The following is an 18,852-nucleotide window of genomic DNA, read 5'->3' as shown; positions in this document are numbered from 1 at the left end:
CCTCTTCGTATGGTATTTTCCAACTCCAGTCCGATGGGGGTATCTCCCCCAACGGGAACGGACTGAAGCTAACCATTCGAGATAGAGCCTGTGATCAAGAAAGACCTCGCCTTGCAGTTGGCCCCACGCGTCATCGACATGGTTCGCGCCCGGTCGATGAAAGCCGGTGAGCCGTTGCGCGAGCAGACGTTCGCGCAAGCGCTGGGTGTTTCGCGTTCGCCTATTCGGAGAGTTTTTGCCTTGCTCGCTGAGTGGGATCTCGCGATTCAGGAACCTAATCGTGGCTACTTTCTGAAACAAGGTGCAGGGCAGATTCAGGAAACAACATTCCCTCTCGCCAGTGATCCTTTCGAAGACTTTTACCTTCGCGTGGTCGACGACATTCTTGGCGGGGAAATACCTGCCCACTTTTTCGAAGCGCAGCTGTTGCGCCGTTACGAAGTGCCCCGCGGACAATTGCTCAAGGTATTGAACAGGCTGGCCAGCGAAGCCATGGTGGAGCGCAAGCCGGGGCAAGGATGGAGTCTCAAAGACTTCGTGCATAACGCCCAGACACACATCCAAAGCTACCGCTTCCGAATGGCCATCGAGCCGGCCGCCCTGCTTGAGCCCGGTTATCAGATTAATCACGCAGCGTTTGCCAAGGCCAGGCAGCAACAGCAGGCCATGCTCGATGGGGATATCCACACCTTGTCCCGCGCCCAACTGTTCCAAGTGGGCGCCCAGTTTCACGAACTGATCGTGCAGTGCTCCGGAAATGTCTTTTTCATCGATGCCATACGCCAGCAAAATCAACTCAGGCGATTCATGGGCTACAAAGCCAACGTCGATCGCACTCGCCTTATGGTGCAATGCCAGGAACACATCCATTTGCTCGACCTCATCGAGTCTGATCGGCGCGAAGAAGCCGCTCAATTTCTCTGGAGGCATCTGGACGAAGTGGGCCGGCTCAAGACTCAACAGGACGTCTTGCCAGAAGCGCACCCCGAACACCCCATTACGGATTGAAGCCTCGTCAGAGCGCTCCCCAAAAATTCGCTGGTCAGCTTAGCATGATTGTTTCTAATCGAAACAAGATACAAAAACATGGCACGTCCGTACTAGGAAGTTAATTTTTTCGTCGGATATTGTATTTCATTACAACAATAAGCAATTATGCGCGCCGCTGGACGCTGAGCCATATCGAATTACACAGGGATGATCGCAGTGAAACAAAGGACGTTGGGTAGAGGGCCGGGAGTCTCGAACTTTCTGTTCGGGGTGTACACCATATTGGTTGCCCTGCTTGGAGCGTCACTCGCCTATAGAGGCGGGGCTCTGGTGGCAGCTGGCGGATCACCCTATTACGCCATGATGGGCACCGCCCTGTTGCTATCGGCCATCCTCATCGGCCTGAAACAGGCTCGCGGCATTTACCTCTATGGTGCGGCCTCCCTGGCCACCTACGCCTGGGCGATCTGGGAGTCCGGGTACGATGGTTGGGCCTTCATTCCACGCTTAGCCTGGCTGGCCGTTCTCAGCGTACCGTTTCTGGCTTTTTGGCCTTTGGTGCGTCGTGACTTTTCCAACGCTAAAAGAAGCCATTACTTCACCATTATGGGTCTACTGCCGATACTTATGGCGATCACCATCCTGGTGCCCCTGTTCTTCCCAACAACCGTTCATCTTGCCGACTCGACGCTCGCAACGACGCGTCCCGAACAACCGTTCAGTCGCAATACGGTAACTTCACCGGACGGTAATTGCCGCGTCACACGACGAAACCAACTGGACCGCCTATGCAGGCTCCAACTTGGGCAATCACTATTCCGCAGCATCGCAAATCACCCCTTCGAATGTGTCGGGCTTGGTGAAAGCCTGGGAATACCACCACGGCGACGTGAAGCAACCCGGTGAAAAAACCAAATACTTGAACGAGGCCACTCCGATCAAGGTGGGTAACTCGCTCTATACCTGCACTCCGAAGCAAATCATCATTTCTCTGGATGCCACCACAGGGAAGGAGAACTGGCGGTTTGACTCCAAAGTCGACCCAGCCTACTTCGACAATGGCGGCGCATACTGCCGTGGTGTCTCCTATTTCGAAGTGCCAAATGCCAGTGGCCTGTGCGCCTCGCGCATCATCTGGGGCACCAACGATATTCGCTTGGGAGCGGTAGACGCCTTGACTGGCCAAGCGTGCCCCGGATTCGGCAACGCAGGTTTTGCGGATTTGAAAGACGGGTTAGGCACCTTCAGAAAAGGGTCGACCGGGATTACCTCCGCGCCCATCGTAATCCGCGGGGTAGTGATCACCGGGGGCCGAGTCCTTGATTCAGATGTGCGCCCAGCGCCCTCGGGAGTGGTTCGTGCCTACGACGCGGTTACCGGCAAACAAAAATGGGCTTGGGACTTGGGCCGCCCAGACACCAATGCCCCCGCTCGCGACGACGAGAACTACACGCTCAGCACACCCAACTCCTGGGCACCGCTTTCCGCCGACGATGAACTGGGATTGGTGTATGTCACCACCGGCAACGCTGCCGGCGACTTCTATGGTGGTACTCGCACGGAACAAGAGGACAAGTTCAGCTCCTCCCTGGTTGCACTGGATGCGGCCACAGGTAAGGTCAGATGGCATTTCCAGACAGTTCACCATGATCTATGGGACTACGACCTGAGTCCACAACCCAATCTGATTGACTTCCCCACATCAACGGGCACACGCCCTGCCGTCATTCAAGCCACCAAATCCGGCCAGCTGTTCGTACTTGACCGCGCCACCGGCGAACCTTTGGTGGATATCGTGCAATCTCCCGTCCCACAGGGAACCGCTCCTGGCGACTACACCTCGGCCACCCAGCCGCTTTCGCCCAATATGCCGAGCACCATGGGGCGCCCATCGAAAATGCCGGAAGTACTGACCGAGGCAAATGCCTGGGGCTTAACGCCATTCGATCAGTTGCAATGTCGCATCGAGTTTCGCCAGGCACGCTACGAAGGGATCTTCACACCACCAGTCGTAGGCCAACAAAGCCTGATTTTCCCCGGCCATCATGGCGGCTTGAACTGGGGAGGCGTGATGGTAGACCTCAAACGAGGCCTGCTGATCATCAATAACCAGCGGCTCCCTTACATGCAGGGGTTGGTTCCTCGCGAACAACTCGACGCCATCAATGCCAAGTCATTCCAAGAAGCGCCGGGCAACAGCCAAGGCTTCCGCGTCCAGGCCGGACTGCCTTACGGCGCCATCAAAGATCCATGGATGTCATCCCTTGACCAACCTTGCATTGCGCCACCCTGGGGCTTCATTACTGGTATAGACCTGCGCACGCGCGATGTAGTCTGGAGTCGCCCGTTCGGTACGGGGTACGACAGCGGGCCTTGGGGAATCGCCTCTCGTATGCGCTTCGAAATCGGTACGCCGAGTGACGCGACGGGCGTGACAACAGCTGGAGGCGTGACGTTCATCGGTGCCGCCATCGATCGTTTCATGCGGGCTTACGACAGTGAAAGTGGAGAACTACTGTGGGAAGAACGCCTTCCCGCGGGCAATCAGGCTTCACCCTTGACCTACATGAGCCAAGGCCGACAGTACGTCGTGGCAGTGGTCGGCGGTCATGACCGAATTCCAACCAAGTTAGGTGACAGCATCATCGCCTGGGCCCTACCCAAGAAGTAAATCGCGCTCTGCCTGAAAAGGCTCTCCGTAACATTATCGGACCGGGATGGAAGGGAAGTTAGCAGTCTAACTTCCCACTTACGAGAGAAGTAATTTTGTAGCTGCTTATCACAGCCCCGGACAGGGGCGACCCTCTTAACTTTGTTTGAACAGTGTGCGGCACGGCTGATGACGTCATTCGCGTTATCGGACGCGTAAGTGCGCGCCGACATAACTGGAAGCCGCTGCATAGAGATGCAATTTTTATCTTAAGAAACCGAACAGGAACTAAACATGTTTGAACTCTCTTCTGGCTTATACGTTTTGGTGGGTGTCAGTTTCATAACTTCATTCATGACTGCCGCCATTGGTGTCGGTGGCGGGATTGGATTGCTTGCTGTGATGCCTCAATTTATACCTATCTCTGCGGTTGTACCGGTTCACGGCTTGATTCAAATGGTGAGCAATGGCAGTCGATTCGCATTTGACTACAAGAGCGCAAAAATAGAGATCCTTCCCAGATATATCATCGGCTGTCTGACGGGAGCTTTTATTGGATATTTCTTCATAGGGAATTTCCCTGAAAAATACTTATCATTGATCCTTGGCATTTTTATTCTAGCAATCACATGGACCAAGATTGTTTCATCATTAGGATTCGTGCTTAAAAACTTTGCCATCGTTGGTTTTCTTCAAACATTTCTTTCGCTTTTCGTTGCTGTAACCGGTTTGATATCACAGCCCATCTTGATGAAGATGAATATCAATAAAAATGAAGTAATCGTCACGCATGCCATGCAAATGAGTGTGCTGCACGGGTTGAAAGTCGCTGCTTTTGTTATTGCGGGCTTTGCATTCATGGACTACGCAGAACTCATAATCATCATGATAGCAGCATCCACTATCGGCTCGTATCTGGGCGGGTTTCTTAGAGATCGAATATCGCAACGTGTAGGCGCCATGCTTTTAAAAGCGGGGGTCACTTTTTTTGGTTTTAAAATGATTCTGGATCATTTTATCAAGGGCATGTGAAGTTTATCAAAACAGGGAGTGTGAAATGACCGCGAGCAAAAAGTTTGATTTCTTTGACACCCAAGGAATCTCCAACTTTCTTAATGAACATGGATATTGTGTTGTCAAGCCTCAAGACAACTCTTTGGAGGCATTTAGAGATGTCGCGGGCAAGTTTGGGCTAATTCAATTCCACACAAAATCTGACGAACATGGCGTCGTGGGCGGTGGAGAGCCAATTAATAAGGATTGGCAAAGTTTCAAAGATGATTATCATGGTGAATTATCAAGTGATTTTTTCCCTCATACTGATGGATCTTTCTTGAATGGGATAACTTATGTTGATGGCGTGGCAAAGAAAATCACGCCTCCCAAATTTGTAATTCTTCAGTGCGTATCAAAACCAGAGATTGGCGGAGATAATTTTTTGGTTGACGGGCAGAAGATTTACAATGACTTACTTGCAAATCAAGCTGGCATATTAAAGACATTGATGACGAGCGGAATTGTCACTTACTGTCGAGACGACCTGTTATCTATGGATTGCTCTGTATTCGAAAAAATCAATGAAAATAAATTAAGAATCCGCTACAGGTATGACAGCACCGCGTTTATTCCTGAGTGGGCCAGCGCTGCATTTAATTACATCCAAAATGAATACTCCACCAATGAGAACTACATTATTAATGTAAGTCTTGAGCCTGGGGATATCCTGGTGATGGATAACCTTAGAGTCTTACACGCACGCCATCAATTCTTTGATGGCAGCAAGAAACGAAAAGTAAGAAGACTTTGGATTGCTGATGACTCACAAGTTATATTTAAAAATATATTGAATCAGTCACCTGTGCGTAGAGCAATGCTCCCCTTTCAGAACTATAATACTTCCCAACAAGAAAATGCAGAGCATTTACGTATTGAATATACATGTGGCATTCATTATCAACCGACCAAGAGCTTATCAAAAGCTCACGACGAGCTTGATATGATTGTCGAGTGATAGCCTCTGCCCGCCAATCTGCTGCGCATCGAGATCATCCACGAACTTCCCGAGCATGAACTGACTTGCGCCTGCGGCTGCAGTAAACACGCCATCGGCGAAGAAGTCAGCGAGATTGCTACACCATACAAAACAAAGCCCTCGTAGAAATACGAGGGCTTTGTTGTTTCCGGGGTTTGGAAAGTCAGGTTTTAGTGACCCGCGCTCTGACCACCATCGACGTGCAGGATTTCGCCGGTGACAAAGTTGGCGCTGTCCAGATACACGACCGCCTGAGCAATGTCGCTGATCTCGCCCATGTGCCCAACCGGGTGCAGGTTCCCCAGCGCTTCATGAGTTTCCTCGCCATGCATCGGCGTCTTGATGATACCTGGGGAAACCGCATTCACCCGAATCCCACGCTTGGCGTACTCGATGGCCAGGGATTTGGTCGCCGCATTCAAACCACCTTTGGTCAACGACGCCAGTACCGATGGCACACCGTCGATGGCGTGGTCCACCAGGCTGGTGGTGATGTTGACGACGTGGCCGCTGCCTTTTTTTTCCATCTCGTTGATCGCGAGTTGGGTGATGTAGAAAAAGCCGTTCAGGTTCACCGACAGCACGTTGGCGTAGTCTTCCGCGGTGTACGCGGTGAACGGCTTGGCGATGAAGATCCCGGCGTTGTTGACCAGGGTGTCGATGCGGCCAAAACGTGCGATGGCTTCACGGATGACTTGCTGGGCGACTTCCGGGTTGCCGATGTCGCCCGCCACGGTGAGGATGTCTGGGTCGGTGGACGGTTTGATCGAACGCGAAGTGGCAACAACCTTGTAATCCAGATCACGGAACGCCTTGACCATGCCTGCGCCGAGACCTTGGGAAGCACCAGTAATAACGATGACTTTTTTCGAATTACTCATGATGAACCTCTACTAATAAATGATGGTTTGAAAAAGTAAGTAATCAGGCTTCGGCGGGGGCCTTCGCCATTTGTCTCAACATCTGTTCGTAGTACTCGACCGACTGCGAACCGGACACCAGGTGACGACCGTTAAGCACCATGGCCGGTACCGAATTGATGCCGCGCTGGCGGTAAAACGCTTCAAGCTCACGCACTTCCTCAGCGAACGCTCCGGACGCCAACACCTCTTGAGCCGCCGCCGCATCCAGTCCCGCTTCAGCAGCCAGACCCACCAGCGTCTCGCGATCGCTCGGGTTCCGGCCGTCGGTGAAATAAGCGCGCAGCAGGATTTTCTTCAGTGCGACCTGCCGCCCTTCCTGCAACGCCCACATCAACAACCGGTGAGCATCAAACGTGTTGTAGAAGTGGCTGCGCTTCTCCAAATCGAACTTGAAACCAATGGCCGCACCACGTTCGATCTGCATCGCTTTGCCGGCGGCGACGTCTTCGGCGGTTCGTCCATATTTGCGCATCAAGTGCTCAACCGCTTTTTCGCCGACTGCCGGCATGTCCGGGTTCAACTCGAAGGGCTTGTAGGTCAGCTCCACCGAGACTTCACCCGCCACGTTCTCGATCGCCTGCTCCAGCGCCGTCGCACCCAACGCGCACCACGGGCACACCACGTCGGAGATGAAATCGATGGAGACGGTCGCGGTCATGACTGCCCCTCCGCCTCAGCCAGTTGCTTGCGGTACTGGGTGGTGGTGATACCGGCGTAGCCCCAGTTATCGGTGTCGACCTCTTCGATCACGATGTGGGTCAGGTGCGGATCCTTGTTAAGAACGCGTTCCAGGGTTTCAGTGATTTCAGCGATCACCTGAGCTTTCTGCTCAGAGGTAACGCCATCGCGGGTGATGCGTACGCTTACGAAAGGCATGAGGAATCTCCAAGTGACCTTCCCTTCGGAATGAATGGGTCGGCGTTGGAGCTCAATGTAGGGAGTTAGCTGGAGGGGATAAAGGTGGGGGCGGGAACATCATTAGTTACTTGGTGTAATGAGTATGCTGGGGGGCAGGCGAAAAAAATGTTTGCATCAAAAATGAGCAATCGCTAACCTCAATTTATCGCAAATTTTAGATAACTATTAAAAAAGGGGGAATGCTCATGGCAATCCAATTCTTCGACAGCCCGTTCCATGTCACGCATGACGAGGAAGTCGCCAGCAAAATGGCTCTGAAAATGGAGTTGTCAATTTTCATCACTGAGTGCATCAAAAAACTGGGCCTCAAACAGAGTGAGGCCGCAGCCAGGTTGAACGTGACCCAATCACGCGTTTCAGAGCTCACCACTGGGAAGATCGAGAAATTTACGATCGATGCGATGATGGACATGCTGGATAAACTCGGCTTTCGCACCACTTTTACATTGCCATCCAATGATGCCGGCGCATTACCTCAGATTGTCATTTCACAAGCTCACGCCTGCTAGACGTTACATCCCATTTTCCGAAGCTCCCTTTTCAGCTCCTTCAACCGATCTTGCGCGACTGTCATTGCGTGACGATCTGTTCGATTCGTCGTTTTCACGAACGAATGAAGGACGAAAATGGTATCCGCATACTTCGCAATGTAGATGCATCGGTATGCGGGACTACCATTGATGATCAACTCAATAGCGCCCGCCCCAACTGAACTCAGCTGCTTTATTGCCAGCTCTGGATCCCGGCTGTACTGCACACGCATCAAGTCTTTCCCGAACTCATCTTGTACCCAGCCCGGTAAGTCCCTGTACTCGCGTGTTGCAGCTTCATTTACAAAAGCAAATCTCTTCAAAAGATGGATTCCTACCTGGAACAGTCGATGCCCTCCGAACGCCTCAGTAGACGATTGATGGATTGCTGTTTAGTAGTCATCGCTGGCTCTTTTCGCAGTAGGACTCAGCCTCTTTTGAAGTAGTCCGTTTTGTTACATGTCGCTTTTTTAATTGACGCCACCACCTAGCCACGATTGCGCGGCCTCTCACCGCTAGCTACCTTCGACGCGTCGCTGCCAATTCAGCGACCGGGCCTGAGAACTCGAATTCGATGCAAGAACCAACCGGAGTTCTCCTTATGTATGCCCGCAATCCACTCAAAATTTTCGCTACTGCTACACCGGGTCACCCTCACCACCGCCCAAAAACCGGAGGTGCCCAATGACCAACCCCCAAGACCTGAAAACCATCGGCCTCACCCCTTTCTCCTACCACGGCAACCAACCACTGTTCCGCATCAACGCCGGTGTCCCGGTCATCCAGGCCCTCTCCCATGCCTCCGACCTGCTTCACATCGCCAAACTTCTCGCATCAGACGCCGCCATGGTTCGTGACACCGACCGGCATGCCTGGGCGTCGCATTTTTTGCAGGATATGAGTAAGGCGATCATCGATGACGTAGCGAAGGTGCTCGATGCACCGGGTAACAACCGAGACAGTAACGTCGCGCCATAAACAAATCGCACACAAGAAAAAGCCCCGAATCAATCGGGGCTTTTTGCATTCCGGCTCATACCTCGCTGACCTCAAACACAAACGAAATCTTCCGACTGCTCGCACTCCACACATATCGAATGTGCTTGCCTTGCTTCGGAATAGACACGGCCGGCGGACGAAACGCAGCGACACATTCATGCCCAGGCAGCCGAACGCTGTTGTAAAGCAGCCCCCACGACAAGGTTTCACGCAGTTGTCGGGCAAAGACTTGTGACGGCCCGTAAGCGTCAGGGTCCGGGTTGTGCAGCTCGGGGTAGTGTTGGCGGATGTCGTGCATCGGTTTAACGACTTTGTTGACGTAGGTGCGCAGGGTCAACTCGATGTCGGGCTCGTTGGTTGCGGCGAGGAAGCGTTCCTGGTGATAGCTCGTTTCGGCGATGGCGGCGGCCTGGCTGCTGGCGGCGTAGTAGACGCCATAGGTGCCGTCAGTGAAGCGGCTGGTTTTGCCGATGTGGGTGAACGCGGCCATGACCGGTGATGAGCCGGGGCCGGAGATTCGGTCTTCGGGCCGCACGCGGGAGAGCACGCCGGCTTCTTGCACCAACCGGTCGTTGGTCAGGGCTTCCAGGGCGTAGGCGGTTTGCAGGTCTTCGGGGTCGAGTACGTCTTCAAACAGGGTGATCGGGGGGAACGCGCTGTTGATCATCCGGTAAGCACGGTTCCACTCGGGGAGCGCTACTTCCGGGGCCATCAGCCGCGAACGCCATCGAGGTAGCGACGCACGTCAGCGATGTCCACCACCCGGCCGGCCAGCATATAGCTCAACGCGGATTGACCATTGAACGGCGCGGCGGTGTTCGGACTGCTGACCCATTTGTAGGCGCGGTCGCGGTTGTTGCTGAAGATGATGCTTAGCGCTTTGTGGATGCCCATCAGGTAGGAGATGCGCTCCAGAGTGTCATGAGGGAGACGCACAGTGGGCGGCAGGTGTTTGTATTTATAGAAGGTGGTGTTGCCGACTTTGCCCAGCAGCGTGCGCTGTTCTTCGGCGGTGCAGCCCCAACGCTCCATCAGGTTGAAGAAGAACTTGAGCGCCACACGGCCGGCTTCCGGGGTGTCGAGTTCTTGGGGAGCGGTGCGCACGGGAGATGAAGTTGCCATTGGAAGGACTCCTTCGGGCAAAGGGATGTGCCTTCAGAGTAGTACAGATCCGAACATGTTTTTAATTTTTGTTCGTTTGCGGATTTTCTAAGGCTTTTCGACGATCACGGTTTCCACAGTGCGTTGAGCCTCTTTATAACTCAACTCGCCTTTTTCGACTTGGTCGACAACCGACAATTAAAAGTCAGCGTGTAATCTCGCTGACTGCGTTTTGCGCCCGTATCCATTGCACCCTCCTGATAAGAAGTCAGAAGGTGTAAACCTTATTCAGGACGAGACAGCGCCCACAAAAAGCCCCGAACCAGTCGGGGCTTGTGTTGAGAGGCGCTACTTGAACAGTTCGGAATGACTTCCGAGATCAACAAATGTGATCAGATCGGAGCGCGTGTGCTCATAAATCATCAAGAAATCACCGCCTATATGGCACTCTCGAAAACCTGCCCAAACCCCCGTCAACGGATGATCCAGATACTCGGCGGGCAATGGCTCTCCCAGAAATAGCATGACCATCACCTGACGGACTTCATTCATGTCACGGCGTCCGGCTCGCTTGTAACGTTCCCACGACTTCTTGAATTCCGATGTTTGTGCACACTGTTTGGGCAGCTCAGCGCGCTTTTGCTTTTTCTCCGGTTTCGCCATCAGCGTCCCTCAGCATGTCGTCTATCGAGTCGAACCGCTGGCGAATATCTCGTGCTTCCGTCATGGCGCGGGCCGTCTTCTCCGAGGGGACGCGTACCTCAAACGGGAGGCCCTGAGTCGCTACAACCTGACGAAGAAAAAGACGCATGGCATCACTGATGCTCAAGCCGCAAGCACTCAAGACTTCAGTAGCCCGCGCCTTCAAATCCTCATCAATGCGGCAACGCACGTCTGTGGTTTTCAGTAATGCACCCATGGTAAAAACCTCATCGTTGATTTGTAGCTACATTGGCGCTACCTCGAGCATTGTGGTTGAGCGGGATCTTTTCGGTCAACTTCAGCGTGATGGACGGCTCCAAAGCTTGGGAAGCTTGATCATCAGCTGGATTTCTCGCCCAGTATTTCAATCGTTTGAGCACGCGATGAATATCAGCCTGATCCCTTTCCTACTCGAGAACCATCCCGGTTCAATGCAGGAAATAGCTGAGAGCGTTGAGCTCTAAATCGCGCCCACAAAAGCCCCGAACCAGTCGGGGCTTTTTCTTTCTCAGCCTTGCATCAGGCCTCGATAGCGCAACCGATCATCAGAAAATGTTGATCGGGTAATCCACGAACACACGCACTTCATTACCGCTGGAGTTGTACTCACTCGATTTCTGCGAGACACGCAGGATCGAGCTGCGCAGTTTCACGCTCAGGTCTTTGGCCGGGCCGCTTTGCACGACGTATTTGAACTGGTTGAAGATTTCGCGCTCGGTACCGCCTTCGCTGGTGGAGGTGGTGATGTTGTCGCCGCGCACGTAGGCGAAGTTGTAGCTCAGGCCTGGAATTCCGAAGGTGCTGAAGTCGAGGCCGTAGCCCAGCTGCCAGCTGCGTTCGTCTTCGGCGTTGAAGTCGGACCAGTAGGAGTTCGCCAGGTAGATGGTGTTGCCACCGTCGCCGACGCGACCTTGATCCTTCTGGTAGCCGCCGTAGGGGTAGCCCAGGTTGCTGTCGCCGGTGCTGCGCTGGTGGGCGAGCGTGAACGAGTGCGCGCCGGTGGCGAATGTGGCGGCCAGGCTCCAGATCTTGTTGTCGTCGCCGGTGGCACCGCTTTCGCGAACGTAGGAATCGTCCAGCTTGGTGCGGTAGCCGTTGAAGTCCAGGGTCAGGGACTGATCCCTGTCGATCGGGAACACGTAGTTGGCGTTCACGTATTGCTTCTTCAACACGTCTTCGACGTCGGAGGCGTACAGCGCAGCCTTGAACTGTTCGGTGAACTGGTAGCTACCGCCCAGCACGTTGATCGACTTCAGGCCACCGCTGTCACGGCCTTCAGCACTTTTGCGCGATTCGGCGGTGAAGCGACCGGCGTTCAGCTCCAGGCCTTTGATCTCCTTGGAGGTGATCAGCGTGCCGGTATAGCTTTCTGGCAGCAGGCGGGAGTTGTCGTAGTTCAGCACCGGCATGACCGGCATCTGGTCGCCGTAAGTCAGAACGGTGCTGGATACGCGGAATTTTACCGCGCCACCGGATTTGGCCAGGTCGCCGGCCGGGTTACCGCTGTCGCCTTCCTTGAAGAAGTCGATGCCTTGGCCGCCGCTGTGGCTACCACGGTCCAGACGCAAGCCGTACAGACCGAAGGCATCAACGCCTACGCCGACAGTTCCTTGGGTGAAGCCCGAGGTGTAGGTACCGATGGCAGCCTGACCCCATTCACGCTGGTCGTCGTTGCCGTCTTTTTTTATCGCGATTGATGTAGGCATTGCGCAGCAGCACTTTGAGGCTGCTGTCTTCAACAAAACCCTTGGATTCGGCCTGGTCGTTAGCCATGACCTGTGTAGCAATCAACATCCCCAGAGCGATCAGGCTGATTCGCTTGTTCAACATTTTGTTCTTTTCCTTATGACCGGTTGATACGCGCTGTGTCGAACGGCTGAAACGGCGCTATCGCACTCTTTTTTCACCCCAAACAAAAAGGCCCGCGCACGAAGAAATCGTGGCGGGCCTTTTTATTTTTTTTGAGTCATGGCGGTTAGCCACAGGCGTGGGGCGAATCCTAGCCGCGCCCTTAACGATGTGTCAATTTCATGAATCGTCTGTAAATAGGCGAAAAACGTCTAAGAAATCACTGGTCGACGTCAATGGGCGCAGCCGTCGAGGCCACAGGCTTGAAGCTCCGATGATGACGCTTGTCCGGGAAGCGACTGACTCAGCCATGCCGCGAAGGCTTGCGGCTTGCCGAGCCACGGGCCGATATCGATCAGGGTGAATTGGCCATTGTGTTCCAGGGCGAAGGTCGGGAAACCCTGGCCGCCGACTTCGGCCAGGAATGCTCGACTGTCCTTGATATGGCGATCGGTTTCAGCGTCTTTGAAAGCAGCCTGGAACGCTTGAGGTTCCAGACCGATGTCTTTCGCGAGTTCTAACAACACAGCTTCATCGGCAATGCGTCGACCTTCCTCGTAGTGAGCACTTTGCAAACGCCCCAGCAACTCCAGTCCGCGGCCGGCGAGCTGCTCGGCTGCCAGCACCGCGGCAATCGGCGGTGCGGAATCGAACACCGCTGTCTCATCGCGCAGCAAACCCTCGAAATACGCCTCGCCGAACGGCTGGCCGGTGTACTCGGCAATGCGCCGGTCGTGGGGCATCACGTAGTTGCGCAGTTGTGGCGAGACTGTCTGGCGGTTGGCACCGGTCATCATCCCGCCGCCGTGGGCGATCACTGGCAAAACAGCCTGGGCGGCTTGCACCAGCGGTTTTGCGCCATAGCACCAGCCGCACAACGGGTCGTAAATGTAGTGAAGGATCATGGGAAGACTCCGGCAAAAGCGTAGGAAAACGAGATGCCGGCAGATTAGTCCTCCGCCCGTTTCTGAAAAACGCTGCAATGGCTTTCAGTCTGTTTCATGAATCGGTCGAATGGCCTCACGGCCCCACTGTAGCCATCTCGACACAATTCGAAATAATCAAACAGAGAAACCTTTCAAGAATAATTAACGGAAGTAAATAGCAAGCATTACCATTCACGCCATCAAATTACTCCACCCTTCCGGATGCGCTTCAGATGCCTGCCCCCTTTCGCCTCACGCCCGTCACACTTGGGCTTTCTGCATTTCTCTCTGCCGGTTTTACCTGCGCCGCCACCACTGTTTTACCCGAGACGTCGATCAGCGCCGAAGTTGAGGCCGATGACCCGCGCGTGAAGGAAACCAGCACCGCGACCCGCACCGCCACGCCGGTGCGCTACGTTCCACAAGCCATCGACTCGATCAAAACCGCGAACGTCGTGGATTACGGCACCAACGATCTGGGCACTGCGCTGAGCGGCATCCCCAACGTCAGCAGCGGCGCCGACACTCGCTTCGACAGCTTGCGCATCCGCGGTTTCGACGCCAGCAACGACTTCTACCTCGACGGCATCCGCGACGACAGCCAATACGTGCGCGATTTGCACAACATCGAACGCATCGAAGTCCTCAAAGGCCCGGCCGCTGTTTTGTATGGCCGTGGCAGTCAGGGCGGGATCGTCAATCGGGTCAGCAAATTGCCTGAATTCGGTCGTCGCTCGACCATCGAAGCCCAGGGCGGCAGCGATGATTTGCGCAGCCTCTACGCCGACCTCAGCACCGACCCGAGCGAGAACATCAGCCTGCGCCTGAACATGGGCAACATGGACCAAAACAGCTTCCGCGACGGCGTGAGCGGCAATCGCCAACTGTTCGCTCCATCGATGAGCTGGCAACTGACGCCGGACCTGAACTGGCTGGTGCAGTACGAATACAGCCGCTACAACCGTACGCCGGATCGCGGCATCCCCGGTGTAAACGGGCGCCCGGCGGACGTAGGACGGGATACGACCTACGGCAGCGAACACGATTTCATCGACGACAAGTCGCAATCCCTGCGCTCGAAACTCAGTTATGAGCTCAGCGACAACTGGCAGCTGCGCCACACCCTGGGCGTGTTCAAGCTCAACAGCGATTTCGACAACACCTACCTGACGGGTTATACCCCGGCGACCAACAAGGTCACGCGCCAGCACTGGCAACAGGACCTGACCACCCGCAACGTCTACAACAACGTCGAACTGGAAGGCGGTTTCGACACGTTCGGCCTTGAACATCGTTTGCTGACCGGCATCGAAATCGGCAGCCAGCGGCGCGACCCTACGTTGTACAACGCGGCCACCGGGCGCGGGACTCAGCCGGTGCCGGCACTGGACCTGTACAATCCCGACCGCAATTTGCGCCATACCGGGCGGATGCAAGTGTCCAGCAGCACTCACACCGAAGTCGAAAGCCGTGCGGTGTACGTGCAGGATCAACTGCGCCTGAACGATCAATGGCAACTGCTGGCCGGCTTGCGTTACGACACCTTCGACATCGAGTCGACCAACAAGCTGCGGGACATTTCCGAAGATCGCGACAGCCATAGCACCAGCCCGCGTGTAGGACTGGTGTGGACGCCGCTGCAGAATCATTCCTTCTACGCCTCCTGGACCAAGACGTTTTCCCCGGTCGGCGGTGGCTTGATCGGTATCACCCCAGGCGCCGCCGGCAACAGCAATGACCTGAGTCCCGAGCTGACCAAGCAAAAGGAAATCGGCGTGAAGAGCGACTGGCTCGATGATCGCCTGAGTACCACGTTGGGGATCTACGAACTGGAACTCTACAACCGCCGTACCCGCGACCCCAACGATCCGACCGTCACCTTGATGACCGGCGTGCAACGTTCCCGCGGGATCGAGCTGACTGGCACCGGCAAAATCGCCGGCAACTGGTACGTGCGCGGTGGCGTGGGTGTGCAGGACGCGACAGTCGAAAAGGACAACAACGGCTTTGAAGGCAAACGCATCAGCAACGTGGCCAAGCATAACGGCAGCCTGTTCCTGACCTGGAAGCCGGAAATGGGCTGGTACGCTGAAACCGGTCTGACCCTGGTAGGCCAGCGTTATGCCGACAACCTCAACACCACCGTCCTGCCGGGTTATGGCCGTTGGGATGCATTGGCCGGGTTCCGGCAGAAGGATTGGGATTTGCGCGCGGCGCTGAACAACATCAGCGACAAGACCTATTACTCGTCGGCCACCAGCGCGGCGCAGATTCAGCCGGGTGAACCGCGCAGCCTGGTCGTGACCGGAACCTACAGTTTCTAAATTCACTGCGATCCAGTGTGGGAGCGGGCTTGCTCGCGAAGGCGATCGATCATTCAACATTAATGTCGACTGACACCCCGCCTTCGCGAGCAAGCCCGCTCCCACATTTGATCTCCAGTGATCATGAAAAAACCTTCGCCCATAAAAAAGCGCCGCCATCCCGGCAGCGCTTTTACCAATCCGTTGTTTTTCTTCTTATCCTTCCATCACATCCCACAACGCTTCCAGCTCCGCTTCGCTGAATAAACCAGCGGGGTAGCGTTCGATCATCATCCGGCGCGGATCAGGTTCTCTGATCTGACGCGTTCCATTGGACTTCAACCAGTGCGCCAGGACCTGGAGCGATTCGCTGTTTACTGCCAGGGGATGCAACGCCCGTTCGCTCACTACATTCATTTCGGCGTTCATTTCCGCGCTCTCTCCTGGTGTGTGAGCGGCTAACTTATCCAAGGTTTATGACAGAACATCGCAGTTCTCTCCTCCCTGTTTTACACCAGGAGAGATACAAGAGCTGTGCCAAGGTTTAGAAACTGTCGACAAGCGGATACAAAAAAGCCCGCGGTCCTGATGGACTGCGGGCTCTCTACAAGGCGAGAAGGCAAAACGCTTGCCGAATCGATTCTGCAATCAACTCAAGCTGTTACAACCTCACTCACTCCTTGTGCGGTGCTGGCTGTTGTTGGGTAAGGCAGTGAATGTTACCGCCTCCCAGTAACAGTTCGCGGCCGGGCACCATCACCACTTCGTGCTGCGGGAACAGTGCCTGCAAAATCTCTTTTGCCGGGCCATCCAGCGGGTCGTCAAAGCTCGGCGCGATGATGCCGCCGTTCACGATCAGAAAGTTCACGTAGGAACCGGCCAGACGCACGGTCGAATTACGTTCCTGAGTCCCGTCCACCGGATCAACACCAGCGCACTCTTCTTCGGTCGCATACAGCGGCCCCGGAATCGGCATCTTGTGCACCGTGAATGGGCGACCCTTGGCGTCGGTGCTGCTTTCCAGCACTTTCATCGCCGCCTGGCAGCGCGGGTAGTTCGGGTCCTGCGGATCATCGGTCCAGGCCAGCAACACTTCGCCCGGACGCACGTAGCAGCAGAAGTTATCCACATGGCCGTCGGTTTCGTCGTTGAACAAACCGTCCGGCAGCCAGATGATTTTATCCACAGCCAGATTCGCACTGAGCACCGCTTCGATCTCTGCGCGGTTCATGTGCGGATTGCGATTGCGGTTAAGCAGGCATTCTTCGGTGGTGATCAGCGTGCCTTCGCCATCAACGTGGATCGAACCGCCTTCAAGCACAAAGCCCTCGGTGCGGTAGCGCTGGCTGCGCTCGATCTCGAGGATCTTGCCGCCGACCTGCGAGTCGCGATTCCACGGCGAGTACAGACCACCGTCGAAACCGCCCCACGAGTTGAAGTCCCAATTCACACCACGGACTTCGCCACTGTTATTGATGACAAACGTCGGGCCAGTGTCGCGAACCCAGGCGTCGTCGCTGGACATTTCCACCACACGAATATTCGGCACGTCCAGGCGGGCACGGGCGTTTTCGTATTGGCCGGCGGAAACCGCCACGGTCACCGGTTCGAAGCGGGCAATGGCTTTGGCCACCGCGACGTGCGCGGCCTGCGCCGGTTTGCCACCCAGGCGCCAGTTGTCCGGGCGCTCGGGCCAGATCATCCAGGTCTGGGTTTGCGGCGCCCATTCGGCTGGCATGTAAAAGCCATCAGCGCGAGGGGTGCTGTTCAAAGTGGTCATAGCGATCAGGACTCCAGGGAACCGTCGAGGGTCTTTAGTGTGCCATACAGGTTCGGGCGACGATCACGGAACGAACCCCACGCGCTGCGGATGTGCTCCAGCTCATCGAGGTCGAAGCTTTGAACCAGCACGCCTTCTTCGGTCTTGTCGAGCTCCTGAACCTTCTCGCCGAACTGGTTGGCGATGAACGATGAGCCGTAAAAGGTGATGTCGTAACCGTCCTGCTCTTCGTTGCCGATGCGGTTGCTGGCGATCAGCGGCATCAGGTTGGCGCCGGCATGGCCTTGTTGCACGCGCTGCCAGTGATCACGGGACGAAATGGTCTTGTCGTGTGGCTCGCTGCCGATTGCGGTCGGGTAGAACAGGATTTCCGCGCCCAGCAACGCCATGCTGCGGGCACATTCCGGGAACCACTGGTCCCAGCAGATGCCCACGCCGATTTTCGCGTAACGGGTGTTCCAGACTTTGAAGCCGGTATCGCCCGGATTGAAGTAGTACTTTTCGTGGTAGCCAGGGCCGTCCGGGATATGGCTTTTACGATAAATCCCGATATTGCTGCCGTCGGCATCGATAATCGCGATGCTGTTGAAACGTGCGCGGCCCGCCAGTTCGTAGAAGCTGATCGGCAAAACGACTTGCAGTTCTTTGGCGACTTTCTGGAAGTGCTTGATGGCGACGTTGTCTTCAACGGTCGTGGCCAGCTGCAGGTAATCCGGGTTCGGCTTTTGGCAGAAGTACGGAGCCTCGAACAGTTCCTGGATCAGGATGATCTGCGCGCCTTTCGCCGCGGCCTCACGGACCAGCCTCTCAGCGGTCTCGATGTTGGCTTCAAGGTCCCAGGAACAGGCCATCTGGGTGGCGGCGACGGTAACGATACGGCTCATGAATCATCTCCGGGGCAATTGCTTGAGGGTCGAAGGTGGCATCGACCGATGACAGAAAGAAGAATGACGACTTTATAGCCGATAAAAATCGGCTTTAAAAGCGATAAATATGCCTTCTGTCTAAAACAACGCACTAACACTCGATAATAATCGGACTTAGCGCGATCCCCTGTGGGAGCGGGCTTGCTCGCGAAGGCGGTTGATCACTCAACATTGATGTCGACTGATACGACGCTTTCGCGAGCAAGCCCGCTCCCACATTAGTC

General features: G+C 55.2%; 20 protein-coding genes and 1 pseudogene. 8 read left to right on the top strand and 13 right to left on the bottom strand.

The genetic code is table 11. The features are described from left to right. Positions 1-90: 90 nt before the first annotated feature. The 5 genes from ACMXYH_RS02440 (at position 91) to ACMXYH_RS02420 (ending at position 5,651) form a co-directional block, all read left to right on the top strand. Positions 91-1,008, top strand: coding sequence for a GntR family transcriptional regulator (locus ACMXYH_RS02440; RefSeq protein WP_415766192.1), 918 nt, complete (start codon positions 91-93; stop codon positions 1,006-1,008). A 189-nt stretch (positions 1,009-1,197) separates the two neighbouring features. Beyond that, entirely contained in the window at positions 1,198-1,896 is a 699-nt protein-coding gene (locus ACMXYH_RS02435; RefSeq protein ID WP_415766191.1) for a hypothetical protein, read from the top strand. Then, positions 1,850-3,661 (top strand): pyrroloquinoline quinone-dependent dehydrogenase, encoded by a 1,812-nt coding sequence (locus ACMXYH_RS02430; protein ID WP_415766190.1) that lies wholly within the window; start codon positions 1,850-1,852, stop codon positions 3,659-3,661. The genes ACMXYH_RS02435 and ACMXYH_RS02430 overlap by 47 nt, the downstream gene beginning before the upstream one ends. Positions 3,662-3,934: 273 nt before the next feature. Then, entirely contained in the window at positions 3,935-4,672 is a 738-nt protein-coding gene (locus tag ACMXYH_RS02425) for a TSUP family transporter (RefSeq protein ID WP_282481195.1), read from the top strand. A gap of 25 nt (positions 4,673-4,697) precedes the next feature. Next, positions 4,698-5,651, top strand: coding sequence for a TauD/TfdA dioxygenase family protein (locus ACMXYH_RS02420; protein ID WP_415766188.1), 954 nt, complete (start codon positions 4,698-4,700; stop codon positions 5,649-5,651). A 191-nt stretch (positions 5,652-5,842) separates the two neighbouring features. On the opposite strand, the gene ACMXYH_RS02415 is transcribed toward ACMXYH_RS02420, so the two are convergent. From ACMXYH_RS02415 to ACMXYH_RS02405, 3 genes are read right to left on the bottom strand one after another with little or no spacing between them, the layout of a single operon-like run. Then, positions 5,843-6,553 (bottom strand): SDR family NAD(P)-dependent oxidoreductase, encoded by a 711-nt coding sequence (locus ACMXYH_RS02415; protein WP_415766187.1) that lies wholly within the window; start codon positions 6,551-6,553, stop codon positions 5,843-5,845. Between the two features lie 43 nt (positions 6,554-6,596). Beyond that, complete coding sequence (locus ACMXYH_RS02410) at positions 6,597-7,253, bottom strand: DsbA family oxidoreductase (RefSeq protein WP_415766186.1); 657 nt, start codon at positions 7,251-7,253, stop codon at positions 6,597-6,599. Then, positions 7,250-7,471 (bottom strand): tautomerase family protein, encoded by a 222-nt coding sequence (locus ACMXYH_RS02405; protein ID WP_046045533.1) that lies wholly within the window; start codon positions 7,469-7,471, stop codon positions 7,250-7,252. Before ACMXYH_RS02405 ends, ACMXYH_RS02410 begins: the two co-directional genes overlap by 4 nt. Before the next feature lie 227 nt (positions 7,472-7,698). Here ACMXYH_RS02405 and ACMXYH_RS02400 point away from each other — a divergent pair, with 227 nt between their 5' ends. Beyond that, on the top strand, positions 7,699-8,022 hold the full coding sequence (locus tag ACMXYH_RS02400) for a helix-turn-helix domain-containing protein (RefSeq protein ID WP_415766185.1): 324 nt from the start codon (positions 7,699-7,701) through the stop codon (positions 8,020-8,022). Here ACMXYH_RS02400 and ACMXYH_RS02395 read toward each other — a convergent pair. Next, entirely contained in the window at positions 8,019-8,366 is a 348-nt protein-coding gene (locus tag ACMXYH_RS02395; protein WP_415766184.1) for a type II toxin-antitoxin system RelE/ParE family toxin, read from the bottom strand. The two genes, ACMXYH_RS02400 and ACMXYH_RS02395, sit on opposite strands and share 4 nt — an antisense overlap. Before the next feature lie 361 nt (positions 8,367-8,727). On the opposite strand from ACMXYH_RS02395, the gene ACMXYH_RS02390 reads away from it, so the two are divergent. After that, positions 8,728-9,021 carry a DUF3077 domain-containing protein gene (locus ACMXYH_RS02390; protein WP_415766183.1) on the top strand — a complete coding sequence of 98 codons (294 nt, stop codon included), beginning with the start codon at positions 8,728-8,730 and terminating at the stop codon, positions 9,019-9,021. A gap of 55 nt (positions 9,022-9,076) precedes the next feature. On the opposite strand, the gene ACMXYH_RS02385 is transcribed toward ACMXYH_RS02390, so the two are convergent. The 6 genes and pseudogenes from ACMXYH_RS02385 to ACMXYH_RS02360 form a co-directional block, all read right to left on the bottom strand. Continuing rightward, positions 9,077-9,754, bottom strand: coding sequence for an RES family NAD+ phosphorylase (locus tag ACMXYH_RS02385; RefSeq protein ID WP_415766182.1), 678 nt, complete (start codon positions 9,752-9,754; stop codon positions 9,077-9,079). Continuing rightward, a complete protein-coding gene (locus ACMXYH_RS02380; protein WP_415766181.1) occupies positions 9,754-10,164 on the bottom strand; it encodes an MbcA/ParS/Xre antitoxin family protein in 411 nt (136 codons plus the stop codon). The genes ACMXYH_RS02385 and ACMXYH_RS02380 overlap by 1 nt, the downstream gene beginning before the upstream one ends. 327 nt (positions 10,165-10,491) lie before the next feature. Beyond that, positions 10,492-10,806: a type II toxin-antitoxin system YafQ family toxin gene (locus ACMXYH_RS02375; RefSeq protein WP_415766180.1), complete on the bottom strand. Its 315-nt coding sequence runs from the start codon at positions 10,804-10,806 to the stop codon at positions 10,492-10,494. Next, on the bottom strand, positions 10,772-11,062 hold the full coding sequence (locus ACMXYH_RS02370; protein ID WP_415766179.1) for a type II toxin-antitoxin system RelB/DinJ family antitoxin: 291 nt from the start codon (positions 11,060-11,062) through the stop codon (positions 10,772-10,774). Before ACMXYH_RS02370 ends, ACMXYH_RS02375 begins: the two co-directional genes overlap by 35 nt. 328 nt (positions 11,063-11,390) lie before the next feature. Further along, positions 11,391-12,675 (bottom strand): annotated as a pseudogene (locus tag ACMXYH_RS02365) (OprD family porin). A gap of 251 nt (positions 12,676-12,926) precedes the next feature. Next, the gene (locus ACMXYH_RS02360) at positions 12,927-13,598 is read right to left on the bottom strand and encodes a DsbA family protein (RefSeq protein ID WP_415766178.1); all 672 of its coding nucleotides are present in this window, start codon (positions 13,596-13,598) and stop codon (positions 12,927-12,929) included. 254 nt (positions 13,599-13,852) lie between these two features. Here ACMXYH_RS02360 and ACMXYH_RS02355 point away from each other — a divergent pair, with 254 nt between their 5' ends. Beyond that, positions 13,853-15,943, top strand: a complete 2,091-nt coding sequence (locus ACMXYH_RS02355; RefSeq protein WP_415766176.1) for a TonB-dependent receptor — start codon at positions 13,853-13,855, stop codon at positions 15,941-15,943. A 195-nt stretch (positions 15,944-16,138) separates the two neighbouring features. Here ACMXYH_RS02355 and ACMXYH_RS02350 read toward each other — a convergent pair whose 3' ends face one another. From ACMXYH_RS02350 to aguB, 3 genes are all read right to left on the bottom strand, one after another. Beyond that, complete coding sequence (locus tag ACMXYH_RS02350) at positions 16,139-16,351, bottom strand: hypothetical protein (RefSeq protein WP_046045525.1); 213 nt, start codon at positions 16,349-16,351, stop codon at positions 16,139-16,141. Positions 16,352-16,595: 244 nt separating this feature from the next. After that, on the bottom strand, positions 16,596-17,702 hold the full coding sequence (aguA, locus tag ACMXYH_RS02345; RefSeq protein ID WP_415766175.1) for an agmatine deiminase: 1,107 nt from the start codon (positions 17,700-17,702) through the stop codon (positions 16,596-16,598). A 5-nt stretch (positions 17,703-17,707) separates the two neighbouring features. After that, on the bottom strand, positions 17,708-18,586 hold the full coding sequence (gene aguB, locus ACMXYH_RS02340) for an N-carbamoylputrescine amidase (RefSeq protein WP_415766174.1): 879 nt from the start codon (positions 18,584-18,586) through the stop codon (positions 17,708-17,710). Positions 18,587-18,852: the final 266 nt, after the last annotated feature.

The organism is Pseudomonas frigoris (assembly GCF_047758635.1).
Lineage (GTDB): Bacteria > Pseudomonadota > Gammaproteobacteria > Pseudomonadales > Pseudomonadaceae > Aquipseudomonas > Aquipseudomonas frigoris.
Note: the sequence above shows the minus strand (reverse complement) of the source record. Positions and strands in the feature narration are given on the sequence as shown.